Below are 18,866 nucleotides of genomic sequence, written 5' to 3' on the forward strand. Positions count from 1 at the left end.
TCTCAGAACACCCCGATTCGCGAAGCGACTTCCTGTGCGTCGTCGTCCTCCGAGAGACGAACGATCGCTTTCTTCTTCCCGTTCATCGTTACTTGCGTGTTGATCTTCTGCACCGAGATCTCGAATCGCTCCTCGACCTCGTCGCGGATCTCCGGCTTGGTCGCGTCCGGATTGACGACGAACTGGAGCTTGTTCTCGAAGTCCATGTCGTTCATCGCCTTCTCGGTCACGAGGGGGTGTTCGATGACCGAACTCATCGGTCGGCCACCTCCTCGAGTGCGCTCTCGGTCCAGACGGTCAGCCGTCCGGGCTGTGCGCCGGGCGCGAGATCCTCCGCGTTGACCTCTGCGGCGGTCGTCACGTCTGCACCGGCGAGATTCCGGGCCGCACGCGACGGGCCCGCCTCGCTCGAGGTGACGAAGAGGATCGACTTGGGCTGTTTGTACTTGCGACCGCGGGTCTTCCCGCGACCCGAGCGGATGCTGCGGCCCTCGTCGGCGCGTTCGACGTCGTCCGCGAGACCCGCCGCCTCGAGGAAGGAGACGACTTCTTTCGTTTTCTCCAGGTCCTCGAATTCGTCGTCGACGACGACCGGAATATCGATGTCGCCGTCGAACTGGTGGCCGCGCTCGGCGACGAGTTCGGCGTCGGTCGTCGCGGCGATCGCGCTTCGGACGGCCAGTTTCTTTTCTTTCGTGTTGATCGATTCGGTCCAGTCCTTCTCGGCTTTCGGCGGGTGGGCCTTGCGCCCTTTGATCGTCTGGGGAACGCGCCGACCGCGTCCCTCCTGTCGTGGCACGTGAGCCATCCCGCGACCGCTTCCGAACGATTCGGCCGGCGTTCGCATGCCGGCGAACTCGTCGGCGCCGTAGTCCTGTTTTCGGTTTGCCTGGGCGGCGCGAACGGCGCGGCCGATCAGGTCCGGGCGGTACTGAGTCTCGAAGACCGCCGGGAGCTCGACCGAGCCCGCGTCGTCGCCGTCCAGGTCGCGTACTGTTGCGTCCATGTGTTATCCCTGGTTGGATGCGGTGGAGACGTAGCGCACCTCGGGGTCGAGGCGCGGCTGTCCTCCGGGTCGGATCGCCGGGCGGAAGCGCACGAGGCGCTTTTCCGGCCCGGGAAGCGAGCCCTTGATCAGCGCGTGCGGCCCGTCGACTTCGCCGTAGTTGACGAAGCCGCCGTCGACCGTCGCGTCGGCGCCGTCGCCGATGTCGACGAGGCGCTTGTTCAGTTCCGTCCGCTGGTGGTAGCCGGTCTGGCCCTGCTGTGGGACCGTCGAGCGAACGCGGCTCGGGTTCCAGGGGCCGAGGTTGCCGATGCGGCGACGCCAGCCCTGCCGGGCGTGTTTGCCCTTGCGTTTCTGGACGCCCCACCGCTTGACCGGACCCTGGGTCCCTTTCCCCTTCGTGACGCCGCTTGCGTCGACGTACTCGCCGGCGCGGAACACGTCGTTCATCACGTGCTCGCCACCGTCCTCGAGCGTCTCGAGGGCGAAGTCGACGCGTTCGTCGACGGAACCGCCGCCGACGCGCGTCTCCATCACGTCGGGTTTCTTCTTGGGTACCGAGGGAACGTCTCCTGGCACCGTGTGGGTGATGACGCGTACGTCGTCGACGCGGTCCTCCTCGTGGAGGCCACGGAGTTCGTCCGCGGCGGCGTCGGCGTCGTAGTCGTCACCGGGAAGGTCGAGGACGCGATCGAGTTCGGGAACGAACTCGTCGGTCCAGACCTCGGTTATCGGCTTCATACCGTACGGCGTGTCTTCGTACGCTCGCAGTGCGACGGCGCGCATCGGCGGCGTCTCCACGATCGTGACGGGAACGGTCTGTTCCATCCCCTCGGTCGGCGAGTTCGCTTGATCGTCGACCATCACGACGTGGGTCATGCCGGCCTTGTAGCCCGCGAAGCCCTGCAGCGTCGGCTGTCCGTCGTCGTCCGGCCACGAATTGAAGCGCGGAATCTCCGAGGAGGCGCGCTTCCGTGGGCCGAACCCGAGTGAGCCTTTGCGTGGTCTATTTGCTTGTGGCATTCTATCACTCTCTCAGTGAGAGGGGAGCGAGGGTCGCGAACAGAGCCTCCTCCGTCCGCACGACCTCGCTTCCCTGATCCGGAACCGTGTTCAGCCAGAGGTCGAACCCCGGATCGGCTGTGGGTTCGACTCCGTCATCCCCGTCGTCGGCTGCGTCCTGTGCAGCGCCGACGGCGGATGCCTCGATTCCGAGGATATCCGGCAGCCCTCTCTCGGGCGCACCGAACGCGACGGTCATCCCGTCGCCCTCGATGCGACCGGCCAGCGTCTCGAGCCGCCCGACGGTGAGTTCTTCACCGAATCGGGAGGCCGCGATGCGGACGCCGGCGTCCTCACGGCCGAGTGCTGCCCGTAGGTCCGTCTGCTCGATTGTGAGCCCCGGAAGGGGGATAGCCTCGAGCTTCGCCCGGACCGGTCGTCGCGAAGAGATCCTGACGGTCACGCGCTCCCCCTCGTCGACCGCCATTTTCGGCGGTACGTTGAGGGAGATCGGGTGTTGCAAGCCGCAATTGACCCGGACGCGCCCTTCAGGTCCGACCTCGGTCACGATCCCTTGTCTTAACGACCCCGAACCGTTCGATTCGGAGCCGGTCTGTGTCACCGCGCGGAGCGGCGGCAAGACGCCCGCGTACTCCAGCTCGTCCCGCATCCCCCAGACCTCGTTGCGGAGGTATGGCGGCGTTGCGGCGTACCGTAAGACGGTGTTTACGAACCCGCCGTCGAATCGCCCCGTCTCGCCGTCCCGGTCGGGATAGACGAGCAGGCGATCGGCCCGAAAGATCGTCGCCGCGCGGGCGACGTATCCGAGTTTGCGAGTCGCCTCGCGTTTGTCCTCGGCTTCTCGGGTGAGCGACGACGGCACGAGTACGCTGACGGTCATGCCGAAACGCTTCGGCGCCGCGTCACTAGACTGTAGCGATCTATTACGGAGAGGCTCTTAAAAGAATAGCGGATTCGATCCCGGCTGTGAACGCCTCACACTCGCGAATTCGTGCCGAACAGACACACACTCGCGTTCGGATACCCATCGGGTATCTGATACTGGCGTGTGCCGAATTCGGTCGGCGAACCGTCACCACCGACTCGTGACCGCCGGGAGAACCCGCCGACTGCGATCAGCGAAGACGGTCGAAGTGTAGCGCCGCGTTCGTACTCGAGTCGTCGGTCGAATGTCTCCGGAACCGCCGTGCGCTAGCGTGCCGAGGCGGGGTTGATTCGCAACTCTTATACATCCTTCCCGGAGTAGGTATGAGTGCAGCAGGGCGCTGGTAGTGTAGTGGTATCACGTGACCTTGCCATGGTCACAACCTGGGTTCAAATCCCAGCCAGCGCATTTCTCCGAACACAACGATCACGAGCGTCGCGGAGCAACGCGAGTATATCGTGTTCGAGGAAATGGTTTTGATTTGAAACATACCGGGGTTCTACGAGTGAAGCGAGCAGGTTCCCGGGAGCGGTTCAAATCCCAGCCAGCGCATTTTCCGCCGTCCACGGTCGACGAGTAAAGCGAGGAGACCGGACGGCGGAAATCGCTCTGGATTCGAATCAGACCAGTCGCAGCGCCGAGCGAAGCGAGGTGTTCGTCTGGGCGTGGGTCAAATCCCAGCCAGCGCATTTCTCCACCCGGGGTACTAGTCTAATCGATAGAAAAACACCAGCAACAATTCCATAGTATAGTGGACTTTTGCAGTCTAAAACAGGGTATTAGATTAACATCTGGATATATATCCGAGCATTTATTGCCCAATATAATCTCTGCCCGAGTATGAAACCGAGGGATCGGAAAAGCGTCGTCGTCCCAGCTGTGGCTCCGAGTTCCGCCGCGTGCATCCGGTCGCTCGGATCACGGGGCATACGAACGATCGCCGTCTCCGAAACCGAAGCCGCCCCCGAATTTCACTCGAGACACTGCGACGAGACGCTCGTCGTTCCGGATCCCGAGACGGATTTCCTCGGGTACAAAGACGCGCTTCTCGGACTCGCGAAACGGCCGTCCGTTCAGACGATTACCCCGCTTCGAGAGGAGGACGTCTGGGCGCTCGCGAAGTACAGGTCGGAGTTTGCGACGCACATCACGCCGCTCTGGCCGACCGTCGAGTCGCTCCGGACGGTGTACGACAGGGTGGAGCTGATGAACGCCGCCAGCGAAGCGGGAGTGGCGGTACCGGAGACGAGCACGTTCGACGAGGTCGACGACTGGGGTCACGAACAGATCGCGAAACCCCGGTACGCGATCCTCACGGACGAGTACGTCGCCTCCATGTCGTCGACCGAAGTCGTTCACCCTGGTTCGGTGTCGTTTCTCCAACCCGGCCACAGACCGGACCGCGAAGAACTGGTCTCGGAGATGGGACACGTTCCGATCGTCCAGGAGTACGTACCGGGTCCCGAATACGCGCTTTGGGCGCTCTACGACCGGGGTGACGTCGTCGCGACCTGCCAGAAACACCAGCTTCGAGGGTACTCCTACGCCGGAAACACGAGCGTGGCACGACAAACCACGTCGATTCCGGACCTCGAGACGGCGGGACGACGGTTGCTCGAGGCGCTCGACTGGCACGGCCCCGTCTCGGTTCAGTTCGTGAGAAACGAAGCGACGGGCGAGTTCACGCTCCTCGAGATCAATCCGCGGTTCTGGGTGTCGTTGGAGTGTCCCCTTCAGGCCGGGGTCGATTTCGCGTACTACTACTGGTGTCTCGCGTGCGATTTACCCGTCCGAGCCGAATCGGACTACGAACCGGGCGTCGCGACACACCTCTTGCGCGGCGAACTGTTACACATTCTCAGTATTCTGCGAGAAGAGAATCCGTTGGTCGAACCGCCATCGCTGCCGGGCACGGTATGGGACGTCGCATCGTCGATCCGTCGCCAACCGCACTTCGACTATCTCAGCGTAACCGATCCCGGCCCCTTCGTCCGCGACGTCCTCAACACGGGATACGAACTGTTCGGAACCGCTCCTGATGCGTCCAGTTCACCGTCCGGGGAACGGGCCACCGACTCGTCCGACGCGTCCAGTGCCGCGTCGAAGCCGCCGACCGACGCCTCGGCAGGGGCGATCCACAATCCCGATCGGCGCTGATTCCAGGAGAGATGTCGACCGAGGACGGCCCGGGACCCCTTCCAACGGACCGATCGAACGGCTCCGGCGAGCGAGGCCGTCAGCGAGGGGGATCGAGCGCGCGGTGAGAAATTACGCGCCGCTCGCGGCTGCCCGCCGCCCGGCTCGGACCCGTCACCGCAAGCAACGCACCGGAACGGGCGTTACTCCGTGATTGACTCGTCCCGAACCGTCAGCACCGGAATCAGTGACGTCCGAACGAGGTGTTCGGTGACGCTTCCGAGGAGATACCGGTCGAAACCCGTCCGACCGTGCGTGCCGACGACGACGAGGTCGACGTCGTTGTCCTCGACGAACGAGCGGACCGTCTGGTGAATCGAAGTTCCGTATTCGACTGTCTCAGCGACCGACTCGACGCCAGCATCCGTCGCGTAGTCGGAGGCGTCCTCGAGAATTTCGTTCGCGCTTTCCTCCAGCAACGAGATCTGAATGTCGGTCCTGACGTCGACGCCGAGAGTCCTCGTATCGATAACGGAGAGGAGGTGCAGCGCCGCGCCCTCGGCGTTCGCGACGTCGGTTCCGATCGCGAGCGCCGCCGTCGCACAATCGCTCCCGTCGGTCGGGACCAGAACGGTACGATACGGATACGTCGGCGTTTCGCCGTCGCTGTCCGGTCGTATCGTCAGCACCGGGACGGGTGATGTCCTGACGACGCGTTCCGTCGTGCTCCCGAGCATGAAACGCTCGAGGCCAGTCCGTCCGTGGGTCGGCATCGCGACGAGATCGACGTCGTTCGACTCCGCGTACTCGATGATCGAGCTGTACGGGTCCCCGTCGTAAACCGCCGTGACGACGTCGATCCCGCGTTCCCGTGCACAGTCGGCGTCGTCGCGAACGTGCCGTTCGCCCTCCCGCTCGAGGACGTCGAGAACCTCACCACCCATCCGAAGAACGGCGTCTTTCCTCGTGTTTGCTACGTTGAGGATGTGAACCGTCGACTCGTGGGCGGCCGCGATATCGAGGACGTGGTCGAACGCGACCGACGCCCCCTGGCTACCATCGGTGGGAAAGAGGATGCTGGTGAACATGGTGTCGCTCTCGAACCCGGATCACTCCCGAACGTCGAGTGCCCCTTCCTCGGCGGTCTCAGCCGCCCGCCACCAGACGAGCTCGAATTCGATGCTCTGTTTCGCCTCCGTGTCCCCGTCGGACCAGTCCGATTCTCCCTCGAGTTTGAACGTAACCGGTTCCGTCGGATCCAGTCGCACCGTCTGCCCCTCGAGTTCGAGCGTCACGTCGCCGTCGCCCTCGAGTTGGTCGGCCAGTTCGCGGAAATAGTCGGCGATTTCCGATCGCGACCGTCGCGCCTCCGTTTCGAGTTCTCCCATACGAATCGGCACACCGAAAGCGGGTATAAACGTGGAGGACACTCCTCAACCGAGTTGACTACCGGTTCGAAAGACAGGTAGCGGGGGAGTCGGCGGTTCGTCGGTCGATCGGTCCCGTTCCACGGCCGGGCGTCGAGCCGATCCGAGTCGTGACCGGGGGAGAGGCCGTCTTATTCCGAGAGATCCTGCAGCGCCAGGCTGAGGTTCCGCGTGTTGGCCTTCCAGAACGCGTCGAAGATGACACCGAGAACCGGGACGGACCCGCCGACGGCGTCGACGGCGACGACCGCGAGCATGCGGAGCAGCGTCGACCGAGAGACGCCCATCCGGGCGGATTCGGCGACGATATACAGCGAGACGACCGCGGCCGCGGAGTCGCCGGCACCCGGGAGGATCCCGGCGATCGGGTCCAGCCCGAATCGAAACTCCGTTCCCGGGACTCGGATCCCCTTGTCGAGAGCGTGAGCAACCGTCTGCATTCGGTCGAGCGCTGCCCTGTCGATGGATTCGGGGAGGTCCCCATCGAACTTCTCGAGGGTCGATCGGACTCCGTCCGTCGCGTCAGTTTCCATGACCGTTGTTCGAAGCGGACGAGGATAAACGCGACGGCGGCCGTTGCAAGCGATATGGGCCAGAGGTGCGGGAACTGGTACCGGTCCGAATCGAGCGCGACTGTCGTCCGTCGGTCTGCCGGTTGCGATCCGTCGGCCGATCGGCCGTGATACCGTCGCTCGGTGACGTGGTGTCGCTGCCGGAGACGAACCACCGTGGAACGCGGTCTCTCGCCAGTGCGAGCGAAACCAACAGACGCGAACAATGAAACGCGAACAACGAGACACGAAGAACACCACTGACACACGGCTGGCGGTCGTCGCGTGGGGCGGCGTTGGCGGCCCCCGAAGAAAACGACAGAGCGGAAGCGGACGGCAACCACGTATTTCCGGTGGAAAAGCCGATATTTCCGCCCGGGTACTGACGCATCGTCGACTCGGTACCGACAGTTCACACTAAATCGTCACTGAAGCCGTCGTTTAACGGACGCTATTCACGATCCCTTTACTTTCACAGATCGGGACTATTATTAGCGACGAGTGGCTTTTATACTATGAGTAACTACAGTCTAATACACGATTGAACGATCAGATCTAGCAATGCAGACGGAACTATCACCCGCAGACGGTACGGCCGACCTCCAGTACGACCAGCCCAACGACCGCTACGTCTTCCACCACGACAGCGACAGCACCGCGACGATCACCACGACCATCGTCCACGCGCTCGCATCAATCGCCGACACGGACGTCTCACAGGGAGAATTCTCCCTGTACGACAGCGTCGATCCGGACGCCTTGGACCGGATCTTCAGCTCCAAAGCGGACGGCACCGAGCGGACTGGTGGCCACATCGCGTTCACCGCACTGGAACACGAAGTGTACGTCTACGCGAACGGAGACGTCATCATTTACCCGCCGGCGGAGACGCCGCGGCCGACACCGTCGAACTGAATTCGGCGCCCCGGCCCCGTCACCCTGATCGTTTTTCGGAACGCGCCCGGCGACGCGCTGAGCGTCGCGGCCGAGCGGAGCGGGCCCGTCGAAAGCTTGCCGTTCGACGCGCGAACCGTCGTCGGCCGCACGGAGTCGTCGACCGCACGGAGTCGTCGACCGTACGGGTTTAGGGTCGTACGCGGCGAACGAACCGAACATGACGGTAGTCGCACTACTGAGCGTCGCACCGGTGATCGAGACGAGCATGGCGAGTGAAGTCGCGAAGGCGGTCGACGCGCTCGAGGAGTACGACGTCCGGTACGAGACGAACCCGATGGGGACGGTAATCGAAGCCGAAACGACGGACGAACTCTTCGCGGCCGCACAGGCCGCCCACGACGCCGTCGACGGCGACCGGGTGAGCACCGTCCTGAAGATCGACGACAAACGGGCCCGAACCGGCCGAGCATCGGAGAAGGTGTCGGCCGTCGAAGCGGAACTCGGTCGACCGGCTCGAAGCACCGAGGAGTGACCGCGCTGGATTCCGCCGCCTCGAGTTTCTCGGCACGAGCGCGTCTCGTCGCGACGGCCGCGGTGGAGCGGCCCGGGGAAAGTGGCGAACGCGCCGGATCCGTCGGGGAGTGTCGACCCCCGAGTGTCGGTGCGGACCCGTCGACGGCGGTCGGTCGCGAACGGACAAACGGTTTTACCACGGAGACTGAATCCAGTCGCATGGAAAGTCTCAATCGGATGGCGATCGAGCTGGTCGACGAAGCCCTCGATTACGCCGAGGAGCTGAACATCGGGGGATACGACCTCGAGAACGAATCGACGGTGCTGGACTTCGGACTCGAGTTCGAGGGCGGGATCGAGGCCGGGCTGTTGCTCACCGAGATTCAGACGGCCGGAATGGCGACGCCGAGCTACGAACTGAGCGAACTCGGTGACGCGACGATTCCCGTCGTCGAGCTATCGACGGATCAACCGGCGCTCTCGCTGCTGTGTTCGCAGAAGGCCGGCTGGGAACTGACGACGGACGATTTCGAAGGGCTCGGAAGCGGCCCGGCCAGGGCGCTCGTGGCCGAAGAAGAGGAATTCCGTCGCGTTGGATACACCGACGCGTTCGACCTGACCGCGCTGGCGGTCGAGACGGACGAGGAACCGACCGAAGCCGCGGCCCAGCAGGTCGCCGACCTCGCCGAGGTCGAATCGAGCAGCGTCTTCCTGCTCGCGTATCGGACCGCGAGCATCGTCGGCAGCATCACGAACGCCGCTCGAGCGGCCGAGCTCGCGACGTTCCGGCTCGCCGAACTGGGATACGACCCGATCGACATCGTCTCGGCGACCGGACGCGCACCGGTCGCGCCCGTCGCGGGCGACGAGCGAACCGCCATCGCGCGAACGACCGACGCGGTCGCCTACGGCGGTCGAGCGCATCTCACCGTCCGGGAAGACGCCGACGTCTTCGATTCGGTGCCGTCGACGGCCGCCGAGGATCACGGCCGCCCGTTCGGTGACGTCTTCGATGACCTCGAGTGGGAGTTCGAGGACGTGCCGTCGGATCTCTTCGCACCCGCGACGGTGACGATCGACGTGATCGGCGGGCCGACGCACGTCTACGGCGAAACCGACGAGGACGTGCTCGTCGACTCGTTCGGGCTGTAGAGCGGAGACGGCGGAGAAACGAGAAGAGCGGGCGCTAGTCGTCCGAGAGGTGACCGGGCGTCCACTCGCCGTCGAACGCCTGGTGTGTGAACGGTTTCGCGTCGTCGCCCGCGTAGGTGGCGACGAGGTGGCCGTCGCCTTCGAGGTGGTACTTGTAGGTCGTCAGCCCCTCGAGACCGACGGGACCGCGGGCGTGGATTTTGCCCGTGCTGATGCCGACCTCGGCGCCGAGCCCGAATCGGTAGCCGTCGGCGAATCGGGTCGAGGCGTTGTGGAAGACGCTGGCCGAGTCGAGGCTCCGCATGAAGGTGCTCGCGCGCTCGGCGTCCTCGGTCACGATCGAGTCGGTGTGCTTCGAGCCGTGGGTGGTGACGTGATCGATCGCCGTCTCGAGCGAGTCGACGACCCTGATCGAGACGATCAGATCGCCGTACTCGGTGTCCCAGTCGGCGTCGGTCGCCGCCTTCACGTCGACGATTTCGCGGGAGGCCCCGTCGCCGCGCATCTCGACGCCGGCGGTCTCGTACCGGTCCGCGATCGCCGGCAGGAACTCGTCGGCGACCGCCTCGTGGACGAGCAGCGTCTCGACGGCGTTGCAAACCGCGGGGTACTGGACCTTGGCGTCGTAGGCGATCTCCTCGGCCATCGAGAGATCGGCCTCGTCGTCGACGTAGACGTGACAGATCCCTTCCGTGTGTCCGAGGACGGGAATGCTCGTGTTGTCCTGGATGTAGGCGACGAACTCGGAGCTTCCCCGCGGCATGAGGAGATCGATCGACTCGTCCATCTCGAGCAGCGCGTCGACGTCCTCGCGGGCTTCGATGTGCTGTGCCCAGCCGTCCGGAATCCCGGCGTCGGCCGCGGCGTCCGTGATGATCTCGAACAGGGTCCGATTGGAGTGAAGCGCCTCGCTGCCGCCTTTCAGGATCACCGCGTTCCCGGATTTGAGGCCGAGTGCGGCGATCTGAACCAGCGCATCGGGTCGGGACTCGAAGACCGTCCCGACGACGCCGATCGGGGCGGCGACCTTGTAGAGTTCGAGGTCCTCGTCGAGTTTCCGCGCCGAGAGCGTCTTCCCGAGCGGATCGGTCTGTTCCGCGACGCTGCGGACCATCTCGGCGATGCTCTCGATCTTCGACTCGGAGAGCTTCAGCCTGTCGACCAGCGCCTGCGTGTACTCACCGTCTTCGAGCATCCGTTCGCCCTCGGCGACGTCCGTCTCGTTGGCGTCCAGGATCTCGTCGGGTCGCGCTTCGATCGCGTCGGCGATCTCGTGTAGCGCACCGCTCCGGGCCTCGTCGGACAGTTTCGCGAGCTCCAGGGCCGCGTTCTGTGCCTCCTCGACGTCTCGTTCGATGTCAGTCTCAGTCATCGCTCACACCGTTTATGGGGACGAATATGGTGCCCACCGGTTTGGCAGTAGCGATCTTCTCCAGGACGTCGGCTTCGGTCGACTTCGCGATGACGGCCGGAATGCCGTGTTCGCTGACGTCGCGTGCGCCCTCGACTTTCGTCTGGATGCCGCCGAACCCGTCGGACGTGCTCTCGGTGACGATTTCCTGGACCGTATCGTAGTTGGTCCCGACCGCCTCGATGCGCTCCGCGTCCGCGTCCTCCTTCGGGTTCCCGGTGTAGACGCCGCCGACGTCGGTCAGCGTGACCAGCAGGTCGGCGTCGACGCCCATCGTCGCCGCGGCCGAGAGCATGTCGTTGTCGCCGATCCGAATCTCCTCGGTCGCGACCGCGTCGTTCTCGTTGATTATCGGGACGACGCCCCAGTCCAGCAGCGTCTCGACGGTGTTCCGGAAATTCGTAAAGCGCTCGGGGTTCTCGAGATCGTGCTGGGTCAACAGAAGCTGAGCGACCTTCCGATCGTACCGCCCGAAGCTTTCGGTGTAGCGGTGCATGAGGTGGCTCTGACCGACGGTCGACAGGGCCTGTGACTCCTCGACGGTCCCCGTCGACGCCGCGATCCGACCCGTGCCGGCCCCGATCGCGCCCGACGAAACGAGGATGACCTCCTTGTTCCGAGTCAGGAGGGCTTCGATATCGTCGACCAGCTTGTCGAGCTTCTCGTCGTCGAGGTTCGACGCCGAGTCCGTCAGGGAGTTCGTCCCGGCCTTGACGACGACCCGCTCCGCGTCGGCCGCCACCCGTCGCGCCTTCGCGACGGTCGCGTCCTCGAGTCCCTTAGACATCGTCCTCACTGCCGAACTCGGCCGCGAGTTCCGCGGAGCGCTCTTCGGCCGCCGTCACCGCCGCGGTGACGTCCGCCCGAACGTCACTGTTCCAGAGGACTTCCATTCCCTCGATGGTCGTCCCGTTCGGCGAACAGACGGCGTCGATCAGATCGTCTACGTCCTCGTCCGACCGGAGGACGGTTTCGGCCGCCCCTTTGAACGTCTGTGCGGCCAGCGTCTCAGCGTCGTCCGCCTCGAGCCCGCCGTCGACGCCCGCCTCGGTCATCGCCTGGATGAGATAGAAGACGAACGCGGGGCCGCTGCCGTTGACGGCCGTCGCGATGTCCATCTGCGCCTCGTCGATCTCGGCGTACTCGCCGACGTCGTCGAGCAGCGCCCGTACCTCGTCGGTGACGTTCTCCCCGGCAACGGCCGCGGCCATGTCCCCCGTCTCGGCCGCGAGGTTCGGCATGAGACGGACCACGTTCGCGTCGGTTCGCGTTTCGACGTAGTCGGTCGAGACACCGGCAGCGATAGAGAGAAGCGTCTGCTCCGGAGAGAGCTCGAGATCCTCGAGGACCGCGCCGACGATATCCGGCTTCACGGCGACGACGACCACGTCGGCGTCGGCCGCCTCCGAGACGTCCGACGTGGTTCGCTCGCAGTAGTCGGCGACCGACTCGAGTGCATCGGGATCGAGGTCACACGCGGTCACCGTGTGATTCCCGCCCCGCCAGAGGCCCTTTATCAGGGCGCTCCCCATGTTTCCGCAACCGATAACGCTCGTCTGTACCATCTTGTTCTAGCCGATGAGCCGAACCGGACATACCAACTTTGGTTTCGATCGGCCGTCAGACTCGAGCGATCGATCCAGTCACGGCCAGTGTCCGCGGACCGGCTACTGCGAGAGCGAAAATAATTGGTCGACCGAACGGCGGCCAGTCATACGGACTACTGTACGTCACTGCCGGTGCAACCGCGACCGTCCTGCGGTTGCACCGGTACATCGTTACAGCAGACCGTATCAGTCGTCGCCGTGGGCCGCCGCCTGCTGTTCGCGGACGTGTTCGACGATGTGTGCCGTCTCGGACACGAACTCTTCGTGATCCACCTCCGCCCCGTGGAGGATCGTCGAGAAGTGCCGGACGTTGCCCGCGACGGCGATCGCCTCCTCCAGTTCGGCGTCCGTCACGCCCTCGAGTTTCGCTTCCTCCTTGTGGAAGTGCGTACAGTACGGACACTGGATTGCCGCTGCCGCACTGAGGGCGACGAGCGCCTTCTCTCGTCGTGCGAGGTCCGTTTCCTCGAGCTCGAGATCCCGAACGATCTCCCAGCAGTGGTCCGCGCTCGACTCCGGGAGCGCGTCGATCCAGCTCGGGACTCGGCCGAGGTACGTTTCTATCTCCGTCTCCGTCTCGTTGGATACCATTCCTCTCCCCTCTGGATTTCGTATTCGTCGACAGGCGCGGAGTTGCCGGAGTCGACGGTGGAAACCCGATCGTGAGTACGATTCCCCGAGAAATGAACGTGACACACTAGTATTTGATACCGCGTACACTGGATTTGACACCATTCGTCCCAATCACAGGGACGTCGGTTTCACCACGAACCCCATCGCACGGACGGACGGCCCGTCGCCGGTCACGGGGAACAATTACTCCGCGTGCGGAAAGCCGCTCCGGACGAGGCGATCCGGCCGAACGGATCAGTCGACGGGGTGAACGTCGGTCACGGTGCCGACGCCTTTGCTCCGACCCTCGCGGAAGACGAATTTCTGGCCTTCTTCGACGAGGTACGGGCGGAATTTGAACCTGACCGTGGTCTCGCCCGTATCACCGGGGAGGAGCCGTCCGTCTTCGGGATAGAAGGCAGCGGCCTCGCCGATCGTCTCGAGGTGGACGACGGGTTCGTAGCCGTCACCGATCCGGGTGGGATGGTTGAGAACCATGACTTCGGCCTCGAACTCCCGGACAGGATCGGGATTGGCGTCGCGGGGAAGCAAGACCATGCCGCGTTCGATCGCGCTCTCCTTGATCCCCTTCAGCGCGATGCCGACGATCCGGCCCGCCTGGGCCTTGTCGACCCGGTGGTAGTGCATCTCGATCGAACGGACCTCGACCTCCTGGAAGCGGCCGTCGTTCATCGGACCGATCAGGAGTTCGTCGCCGGCTTCGACCTCGCCAGCCATCACCGTCCCCGAGGCGACAGCGCCGACGCCCGTGACCGAATAGCTGCGGTCGACGTACATCCGAAACTCGCCGGTGTCGCTGGACGTCTTCGGGAGCCGGTCGAACAGTTCGTCCAGCGTTTCGAGACCGTCCATCGTGATGGCGCTGGTTTCGACGATCGGAACGACTCGTTCGCTTATCTCCTCGACGGCGGCATCGGTGCCGTGACGGGAGACCCGGAGCGGCGATTTGTCGACCTCCCGGAGGAGCCGTTCGACTTCGCGTTCGACCTCCTCGATGCGCTCTCGATCGACGGTATCCGCCTTCGTGATGGCGACGATGGTCGGGAGGTCGGTCGCGAGCAGGACCCCGAGGTGTTCTCGAGTCGTCCGCGTCGGGCCGTCGTCCGCCGCGACGACCAACAGGCCGTAGTCGAGTTTCTGGCCGACGAGACCGCGGATCGTCGTTCGAAGCCACGGCTCGTGGCCGACGGTGTCGACGAACGAGACGAGCCGATCGGCCTCCTGGACGACGTCGGCACGGTCGGCCTTGCGGTTCGGGTTCCTGACTCGGACCGGCCCCTCGTCGTCGAAGCCGTAGACCGCGTAGGACAGATCGGCGGAGAGGCCGCGTTCGACCTCGTGGGGCTGGACGTCGAGGAACGCGCGAGTCGCGCCGTCCCCGTCGTCGGGCTTGCCGGTCACCAGCGAGCCGACGAGCGTGCTCTTGCCGTGGTCGACGTGGCCCGCCGTTCCCACGACGACGTGTTCGTCGTCCGTCTCGAGGACGCCGCCTTCGCGGATCTGAGCGACGCCGACGAGTCCCTCGTTTATCCCCCAGGTCTGGACGTCTTCGATGTGCGCATCGGCCTCCTCCGCGAGGAGGGAGAGGACGTCCATCGTCTCCGAGAACGTGTCAGGATCGATGCCGGCGAGACCGCCGTCGTCCGTGACGCCGACCACGTACGTCGCTTCGCCGTCGCCGGAAAGGAGTCGATGTCGGAGTTGCGCAGCGAGGCTCTCCCGCCGTCCACCCTCGAGGTGGACGTCTCGTGACAGTCGTTCCTTGAACTCGACGTTGCCACCGTCCTGTTCGCCACGGTCCAGGGCTCGCTCGAGGAGAGCCCGGTCACGGCTCATATCCCCTGTTAGTTGGTCACATGGCAAAAGCCTTCCCGTACATTGACACTGTATGTCACGGTGTGGCTGTAGAGTCGGACGAAACGGTCTCGTCGGTGAGTCGGGTCGCGCGCTGACGGAGAGACGCCGCGCGCTCTATCGCGATCCGAGATGTTGCAATCGATAGAAGACGACGAAACGCGTCGTCGGCACGGTGCGGTCGGGTCGGGAACCGAACGTGCCGGGCTCGCTTTCAAGCCCCTCGAGGTCGTATTGCCGGTCATGAGCGTCAGCGGCCTCTGTCAAATCTGCGAGTCGCGCCCCGCTCAGCACCAGTGTCCCAACTGCGGGACGTTCGTGTGCGATCTCCACTACGATAACGAGTTGGGGCTGTGTGCCGACTGCGCCGCACAGGCCAGGCCGGGGCGGCCCGAGGACGTGGACGTCAATCGATTCTAGGCGGCTCACCATCGCCCCAGCGCCGTGACGGCCACCGATGGCTCGGTCACCGAGTCGTCCGATCGGTCGGCGGACGGATCGAGAGAAGGGAGGTCCCGCCGGACGAACCGCACCGACGACGGGACGGACCGCTACTTCCCCCGGTATCGGTTGAGCCGTTTTTTGAGCCGCTTTGCGGCCTGGCCGCTGGCCTTCGCGAACTCCTCGCCGTCTTCCTCCCCAGCGAAGATGATCCCGCGCGAGGAGTTGATCAGCCCGACCCCGTCGGCCAGACCGAACTCGACGGCCGCCTCGGCGTCGCCACCCTGCGCCCCGATGCCGGGGACGAGGAAGGGAATGTCGGGGACCTGTTCGCGCAGTTCCTCGAGTTCGGCGGGCTGGGTCGCGCCGACCACGAGCCCGACGTTGTCGTTTTCGTTCCAGAGATCCGCCAGGGCCGCGACCCGCTCGTAGACCGGTTCGCCGGTCTCGAGTTCGAGGTCCTGAATGTCGGCCCCGCCCGGGTTCGAGGTCCGACAGAGTACGAAGACGCCGGCTTCCTCGTCCGCCAGGAACGGTTGCAGGGAGTCTCGCCCCATGTAGGGATTGACGGTGATCGCGTCGACGGTCTCGAGCATCCGTGCGTACTGCCGGGTCGTGTTCCCGATGTCGGCGCGCTTGGCGTCGAGCAAGACGGGCACGTCCTTGCCGTGAGCGTAGGCGATCGTTTCCTCGAGGGCGCGCCACCCGTCGGGATCCTCGTAGAAGGCTGCGTTCGGCTTGAAGACGGCCGCGTGTTCGTGCGTTGCGTCGATGATGCGCCGGTTGAACGCCCACCGCGGCAGGTCGTACTCCCGGAGGTGGTCGGGGATTCGGGACGGATCGGGATCGAGGCCGACGGAGACGACGCTGTCGACCGTCCGAATGCGGTCGTGCAAGCGGTCGAAGAAGTTCATGCCGGACGTGGCCCCGCAACCGTCGAAAAGGTTGCTATACTGGTGGACGGCGGTCGCCGAGCGCTCATCGCGACCGCGTGTCGTCTCGAGCGACCGGGACGGTCGGGACGACGCCGACGGTGGACGCCGACCGTGAGACTTGTGCTCACTAACCGTTCCAAATATTTTAGACGTCACTTACTTCGTTCGGATAGTGGATAGTATGGACATGAGAATTCGAGAGACCGAGACGTCGTTCTCGACGCGCCTTCGAGAACGGGTTCGATTGACGCTGCTGGGAGCGAGCGGAGACGAGGAACCCAGCGACGATCGTCCGACGCCGGACACCGTCTCGGACAGAGTCACGGATTCGCTCGGAAATCTCTTTCAGTGCTCCCGATGCAGCGTCGTGTACATCGCCGTCGACAAACACACCTGTTCGGAGTGCGATCAGGAAGTCGAACAGGTTCGGTCGACGTTGGCCTGTCAGCGCCGCTAGCTCGCCGGGAGCCGTCGTCCGGTCGGCCCGGCGGTCGTGCGGCGCTCGTATAGTGGTCGTTGAAAGTCAGTGCACACCCCGCTCGCGAAGTCGCGGCCAGCGAGTCTTCGCTGGCCGCTTTACTGCGAGCGGTGAGTAAATCGTTTCAACGACTACTATCGGTCTCGAGTACCTCGATCAGGTTCCCCTCGGGGTCGCGAAGGAACAGGATTCGGGTGCCGCTCTCGGTCGTTCGGGGGTCGCTGATCGTCGGTACGTCCTCGGGCAGAGACGCGTAGAACGCGTCGAGGTCCTCGACGGAGAGGCCGACGTGTGCCGCTCCGGGCTGGTTCAGTCCCGTCGCCGGAGCGGCTCGCGCTGCGGGGTCGTACTCGACGAGTTCGATCCGAATGCCGTCCGCCTCGAGGTGAGCGAAGTCGGCGCGTGCCCCCTCAACGCCGACGGCGTCGGCGAAGGCCTCGCCGCCGACGCTGAATCGATCGGCGATCGAAAGGTCGAGGACGTCCCGATAGAACGCGAGCGTTGCCTCGAGATCGGCGACGGTAAGCCCGACGTGGTGTGCGCTGAGCGCTTTCATCCACTGGGCATCGAGGCCGCACGGACGAAAAACGTTCGTCCGCGTCCCGCTTCGCCCGACGACCAATCTGGCGGCCAGCGGTAAGCGGGCAGCGGCCAGCGGCCCCGATCCCGTCCGCGTTCGATCGCTGTCCGGAGGTTCCACCACGAGCGATGGCGAAGATCGCGAGGCGAAACGGCCACGGTCTCGAGGCGGAACGGGCGGGAAACGGGCGACGATCTGGGGCAGTGGCCGTCGTCTGCGCGCACCGGCGCTTTTTGACCTGCGTGGTGTACGAACGGTGCCATGACCGACGACGAGACCGTTCGACAGGAGTACGAGGTCGTCGTGATCGGGGGCGGCCCGGCCGGACAGACGGCCGGACTGTACACCACGCGACTCGGGCACGCGACGGCCGTCGTCGAACGCGGCGGCGGCCGCGCGGCGATGATGCAGGACGTCCACAACCTCCTCGGCGTCACGGAGGAGACGAGCGGTGCCGAGTTCCTCGAGACTGGCCGCGAGCAACTCGAGTCCTACGGCTGTGACGTCGTCCGCGATTTCGTCTCGTCCGTTTCGAAGACGGACGACGGACGGTACCGCGTTTGTGCCAGCGACGCGGACTACGTCGCGGAGTCGGTCGTCCTCGCGACGGGCTTCGACGACGTTCGCCCCCAGCCGCCGCTCCCGCGAACCGGACGCGGACTCCACTACTGCCTCCACTGTGACGCGTACATGTTCGTCGACCAACCGGTCTACGTGATGGGCCACGGCGACAGCGCGGCCACCGTCGCGGCGATCATGCTGAACTTCACCGACGAGGTGGATCTGCTGACGCGCGGCGACGAGCCGACGTGGAGCGACGACACCGCGGCGATGCTCGAGGGCCACCCGATCGACGTGATCCGCCAGGACGTCGCGGGCGTCCGAAACGGCGAGGACGGCTGGCTCGAGGCCCTGGAGTTCGCCGACGGGAGCGTTCGCGAGTACCGCGGCGGGTTCGCGATGTACGGCTCCGAGTACAACAACGGGCTGGCCGCCGACCTGGGCTGTGACGTAAACGACGACGGGACGGTCGCCGTCGACGACCACGGGCGGACGAGCGTCGAGAACGTCTACGCGGTCGGCGATCTCACGCCGGGGCACAACCAGGTCCCGGTCGCGCTCGGCGAGGGCGCGAAAGCCGGTATCTCGATCCACTGGTCCCTGCGGGAGTTCCCGCGCGAACTCGAGGAGACCGAGACGACCGCGGCCGTCCGCGACGAGGAAGTGCCCGGGATTCCGGACGAATTGCTCGAGCAGGCCGTCTCCTTTCACACCTACGACTAGGCGGACCCGAGAC

The 18,866-nt window shown here is 64.8% G+C and carries 21 protein-coding genes and 1 tRNA gene; 8 read left to right on the plus strand and 14 right to left on the minus strand.

Annotation, left to right across the window (positions count from 1 at the left end; genetic code table 11):
- Positions 1 to 2 precede the first annotated feature (2 nt).
- The 4 genes from NJT13_RS07170 to NJT13_RS07185 are packed head-to-tail and all read right to left on the minus strand — an operon-like array spanning position 3 to position 2,909.
- On the minus strand, positions 3 to 257 hold the full coding sequence (locus tag NJT13_RS07170; protein ID WP_254524884.1) for a 50S ribosomal protein L23: 255 nt from the start codon (positions 255 to 257) through the stop codon (positions 3 to 5).
- Positions 254 to 1,006, minus strand: coding sequence for a 50S ribosomal protein L4 (gene rpl4p / locus NJT13_RS07175; protein ID WP_254524885.1), 753 nt, complete (start codon positions 1,004 to 1,006; stop codon positions 254 to 256). Before rpl4p ends, NJT13_RS07170 begins: the two co-directional genes overlap by 4 nt.
- 3 nt (positions 1,007 to 1,009) lie before the next feature.
- Positions 1,010 to 2,029 carry a 50S ribosomal protein L3 gene (locus tag NJT13_RS07180; protein ID WP_254524886.1) on the minus strand — a complete coding sequence of 340 codons (1,020 nt, stop codon included), beginning with the start codon at positions 2,027 to 2,029 and terminating at the stop codon, positions 1,010 to 1,012.
- A 4-nt stretch (positions 2,030 to 2,033) separates the two neighbouring features.
- The gene (locus NJT13_RS07185; protein WP_254524888.1) at positions 2,034 to 2,909 is read right to left on the minus strand and encodes an RNA methyltransferase; all 876 of its coding nucleotides are present in this window, start codon (positions 2,907 to 2,909) and stop codon (positions 2,034 to 2,036) included.
- A gap of 382 nt (positions 2,910 to 3,291) precedes the next feature.
- On the opposite strand from NJT13_RS07185, the gene NJT13_RS07190 reads away from it, so the two are divergent.
- Positions 3,292 to 3,362: transfer RNA gene (locus tag NJT13_RS07190), tRNA-Gly, on the plus strand.
- Between the two features lie 432 nt (positions 3,363 to 3,794).
- Positions 3,795 to 5,111, plus strand: coding sequence for a carboxylate--amine ligase (locus NJT13_RS07195; RefSeq protein ID WP_254524889.1), 1,317 nt, complete (start codon positions 3,795 to 3,797; stop codon positions 5,109 to 5,111).
- 182 nt (positions 5,112 to 5,293) lie between these two features.
- Here the strand turns inward: NJT13_RS07195 and NJT13_RS07200 are convergent, their stop codons facing one another.
- From NJT13_RS07200 to NJT13_RS07210, 3 genes are all read right to left on the minus strand, one after another.
- Complete coding sequence (locus NJT13_RS07200; protein WP_254524890.1) at positions 5,294 to 6,178, minus strand: universal stress protein; 885 nt, start codon at positions 6,176 to 6,178, stop codon at positions 5,294 to 5,296.
- Positions 6,179 to 6,199: 21 nt separating this feature from the next.
- Positions 6,200 to 6,478, minus strand: a complete 279-nt coding sequence (locus NJT13_RS07205; protein ID WP_254524891.1) for an amphi-Trp domain-containing protein — start codon at positions 6,476 to 6,478, stop codon at positions 6,200 to 6,202.
- 170 nt (positions 6,479 to 6,648) lie between these two features.
- Positions 6,649 to 7,050 (minus strand): DUF4112 domain-containing protein, encoded by a 402-nt coding sequence (locus tag NJT13_RS07210; protein WP_254524892.1) that lies wholly within the window; start codon positions 7,048 to 7,050, stop codon positions 6,649 to 6,651.
- A gap of 579 nt (positions 7,051 to 7,629) precedes the next feature.
- Between NJT13_RS07210 and NJT13_RS07215 the strand changes: the two genes are divergently transcribed.
- From NJT13_RS07215 to mch, 3 genes are all read left to right on the plus strand, one after another.
- Positions 7,630 to 7,983 (plus strand): HalOD1 output domain-containing protein, encoded by a 354-nt coding sequence (locus NJT13_RS07215; RefSeq protein ID WP_254524893.1) that lies wholly within the window; start codon positions 7,630 to 7,632, stop codon positions 7,981 to 7,983.
- Between the two features lie 199 nt (positions 7,984 to 8,182).
- The gene (locus NJT13_RS07220; protein ID WP_254524894.1) at positions 8,183 to 8,497 is read left to right on the plus strand and encodes an MTH1187 family thiamine-binding protein; all 315 of its coding nucleotides are present in this window, start codon (positions 8,183 to 8,185) and stop codon (positions 8,495 to 8,497) included.
- Positions 8,498 to 8,697: 200 nt separating this feature from the next.
- On the plus strand, positions 8,698 to 9,630 hold the full coding sequence (gene mch / locus NJT13_RS07225) for a methenyltetrahydromethanopterin cyclohydrolase (protein ID WP_254524895.1): 933 nt from the start codon (positions 8,698 to 8,700) through the stop codon (positions 9,628 to 9,630).
- A gap of 34 nt (positions 9,631 to 9,664) precedes the next feature.
- Here the strand turns inward: mch and NJT13_RS07230 are convergent, their stop codons facing one another.
- The 5 genes from NJT13_RS07230 to NJT13_RS07250 form a co-directional block, all read right to left on the minus strand.
- Positions 9,665 to 11,002 carry a glutamate-5-semialdehyde dehydrogenase gene (locus tag NJT13_RS07230; RefSeq protein WP_254524896.1) on the minus strand — a complete coding sequence of 446 codons (1,338 nt, stop codon included), beginning with the start codon at positions 11,000 to 11,002 and terminating at the stop codon, positions 9,665 to 9,667.
- Positions 10,995 to 11,828: a glutamate 5-kinase gene (proB, locus tag NJT13_RS07235; protein WP_254524897.1), complete on the minus strand. Its 834-nt coding sequence runs from the start codon at positions 11,826 to 11,828 to the stop codon at positions 10,995 to 10,997. Before proB ends, NJT13_RS07230 begins: the two co-directional genes overlap by 8 nt.
- Entirely contained in the window at positions 11,821 to 12,606 is a 786-nt protein-coding gene (gene proC, locus NJT13_RS07240; protein WP_256549419.1) for a pyrroline-5-carboxylate reductase, read from the minus strand. The genes proB and proC overlap by 8 nt, the downstream gene beginning before the upstream one ends.
- Positions 12,607 to 12,834: 228 nt before the next feature.
- Positions 12,835 to 13,239 carry a carboxymuconolactone decarboxylase family protein gene (locus NJT13_RS07245; protein ID WP_254524898.1) on the minus strand — a complete coding sequence of 135 codons (405 nt, stop codon included), beginning with the start codon at positions 13,237 to 13,239 and terminating at the stop codon, positions 12,835 to 12,837.
- A gap of 276 nt (positions 13,240 to 13,515) precedes the next feature.
- Entirely contained in the window at positions 13,516 to 15,117 is a 1,602-nt protein-coding gene (locus NJT13_RS07250; protein ID WP_254524899.1) for a GTPBP1 family GTP-binding protein, read from the minus strand.
- A 150-nt stretch (positions 15,118 to 15,267) separates the two neighbouring features.
- Between NJT13_RS07250 and NJT13_RS07255 the strand changes: the two genes are divergently transcribed.
- Positions 15,268 to 15,555 carry a hypothetical protein gene (locus tag NJT13_RS07255; protein WP_254525495.1) on the plus strand — a complete coding sequence of 96 codons (288 nt, stop codon included), beginning with the start codon at positions 15,268 to 15,270 and terminating at the stop codon, positions 15,553 to 15,555.
- Positions 15,556 to 15,686: 131 nt separating this feature from the next.
- On the opposite strand, the gene pyrF is transcribed toward NJT13_RS07255, so the two are convergent.
- Entirely contained in the window at positions 15,687 to 16,490 is an 804-nt protein-coding gene (gene pyrF / locus NJT13_RS07260) for an orotidine-5'-phosphate decarboxylase (RefSeq protein WP_254524900.1), read from the minus strand.
- A gap of 208 nt (positions 16,491 to 16,698) precedes the next feature.
- Between pyrF and NJT13_RS07265 the strand changes: the two genes are divergently transcribed.
- On the plus strand, positions 16,699 to 16,968 hold the full coding sequence (locus NJT13_RS07265) for a hypothetical protein (protein WP_254524901.1): 270 nt from the start codon (positions 16,699 to 16,701) through the stop codon (positions 16,966 to 16,968).
- Positions 16,969 to 17,113: 145 nt separating this feature from the next.
- Here NJT13_RS07265 and NJT13_RS07270 read toward each other — a convergent pair whose 3' ends face one another.
- Positions 17,114 to 17,545 (minus strand): VOC family protein, encoded by a 432-nt coding sequence (locus NJT13_RS07270; protein WP_254524902.1) that lies wholly within the window; start codon positions 17,543 to 17,545, stop codon positions 17,114 to 17,116.
- Between the two features lie 285 nt (positions 17,546 to 17,830).
- Here NJT13_RS07270 and NJT13_RS07275 point away from each other — a divergent pair, with 285 nt between their 5' ends.
- On the plus strand, positions 17,831 to 18,853 hold the full coding sequence (locus tag NJT13_RS07275) for an NAD(P)/FAD-dependent oxidoreductase (protein ID WP_254524903.1): 1,023 nt from the start codon (positions 17,831 to 17,833) through the stop codon (positions 18,851 to 18,853).
- The last annotated feature ends 13 nt before the right edge of the window (positions 18,854 to 18,866 follow it).

This window comes from Natrinema caseinilyticum (genome assembly GCF_024227435.1).
GTDB classification, from domain to species: domain Archaea; phylum Halobacteriota; class Halobacteria; order Halobacteriales; family Natrialbaceae; genus Natrinema; species Natrinema caseinilyticum.

Bases quoted from the DNA above. Each gene is read 5' to 3' on its own strand.
- proC (WP_256549419.1), bottom strand. From the start codon at position 12,606: ATGGTACAGACGAGCGTTATCGGTTGCGGAAACATGGGGAGCGCCCTG.
- proB (WP_254524897.1), bottom strand. From the start codon at position 11,828: ATGTCTAAGGGACTCGAGGACGCGACCGTCGCGAAGGCGCGACGGGTG.
- NJT13_RS07185 (WP_254524888.1), bottom strand. From the start codon at position 2,909: ATGACCGTCAGCGTACTCGTGCCGTCGTCGCTCACCCGAGAAGCCGAG.
- NJT13_RS07205 (WP_254524891.1), bottom strand. From the start codon at position 6,478: ATGGGAGAACTCGAAACGGAGGCGCGACGGTCGCGATCGGAAATCGCC.
- NJT13_RS07265 (WP_254524901.1), top strand. From the start codon at position 16,699: ATGAGAATTCGAGAGACCGAGACGTCGTTCTCGACGCGCCTTCGAGAA.
- NJT13_RS07250 (WP_254524899.1), bottom strand. From the start codon at position 15,117: ATGAGCCGTGACCGGGCTCTCCTCGAGCGAGCCCTGGACCGTGGCGAA.
- NJT13_RS07180 (WP_254524886.1), bottom strand. From the start codon at position 2,029: ATGCCACAAGCAAATAGACCACGCAAAGGCTCACTCGGGTTCGGCCCA.
- NJT13_RS07275 (WP_254524903.1), top strand. From the start codon at position 17,831: ATGACCGACGACGAGACCGTTCGACAGGAGTACGAGGTCGTCGTGATC.
- NJT13_RS07230 (WP_254524896.1), bottom strand. From the start codon at position 11,002: ATGACTGAGACTGACATCGAACGAGACGTCGAGGAGGCACAGAACGCG.
- NJT13_RS07255 (WP_254525495.1), top strand. From the start codon at position 15,268: ATGTTGCAATCGATAGAAGACGACGAAACGCGTCGTCGGCACGGTGCG.
- NJT13_RS07215 (WP_254524893.1), top strand. From the start codon at position 7,630: ATGCAGACGGAACTATCACCCGCAGACGGTACGGCCGACCTCCAGTAC.
- pyrF (WP_254524900.1), bottom strand. From the start codon at position 16,490: ATGAACTTCTTCGACCGCTTGCACGACCGCATTCGGACGGTCGACAGC.
- NJT13_RS07170 (WP_254524884.1), bottom strand. From the start codon at position 257: ATGAGTTCGGTCATCGAACACCCCCTCGTGACCGAGAAGGCGATGAAC.
- NJT13_RS07245 (WP_254524898.1), bottom strand. From the start codon at position 13,239: ATGGTATCCAACGAGACGGAGACGGAGATAGAAACGTACCTCGGCCGA.
- NJT13_RS07210 (WP_254524892.1), bottom strand. From the start codon at position 7,050: ATGGAAACTGACGCGACGGACGGAGTCCGATCGACCCTCGAGAAGTTC.
- NJT13_RS07195 (WP_254524889.1), top strand. From the start codon at position 3,795: ATGAAACCGAGGGATCGGAAAAGCGTCGTCGTCCCAGCTGTGGCTCCG.
- NJT13_RS07220 (WP_254524894.1), top strand. From the start codon at position 8,183: ATGACGGTAGTCGCACTACTGAGCGTCGCACCGGTGATCGAGACGAGC.
- mch (WP_254524895.1), top strand. From the start codon at position 8,698: ATGGAAAGTCTCAATCGGATGGCGATCGAGCTGGTCGACGAAGCCCTC.
- NJT13_RS07270 (WP_254524902.1), bottom strand. From the start codon at position 17,545: ATGAAAGCGCTCAGCGCACACCACGTCGGGCTTACCGTCGCCGATCTC.
- NJT13_RS07200 (WP_254524890.1), bottom strand. From the start codon at position 6,178: ATGTTCACCAGCATCCTCTTTCCCACCGATGGTAGCCAGGGGGCGTCG.
- rpl4p (WP_254524885.1), bottom strand. From the start codon at position 1,006: ATGGACGCAACAGTACGCGACCTGGACGGCGACGACGCGGGCTCGGTC.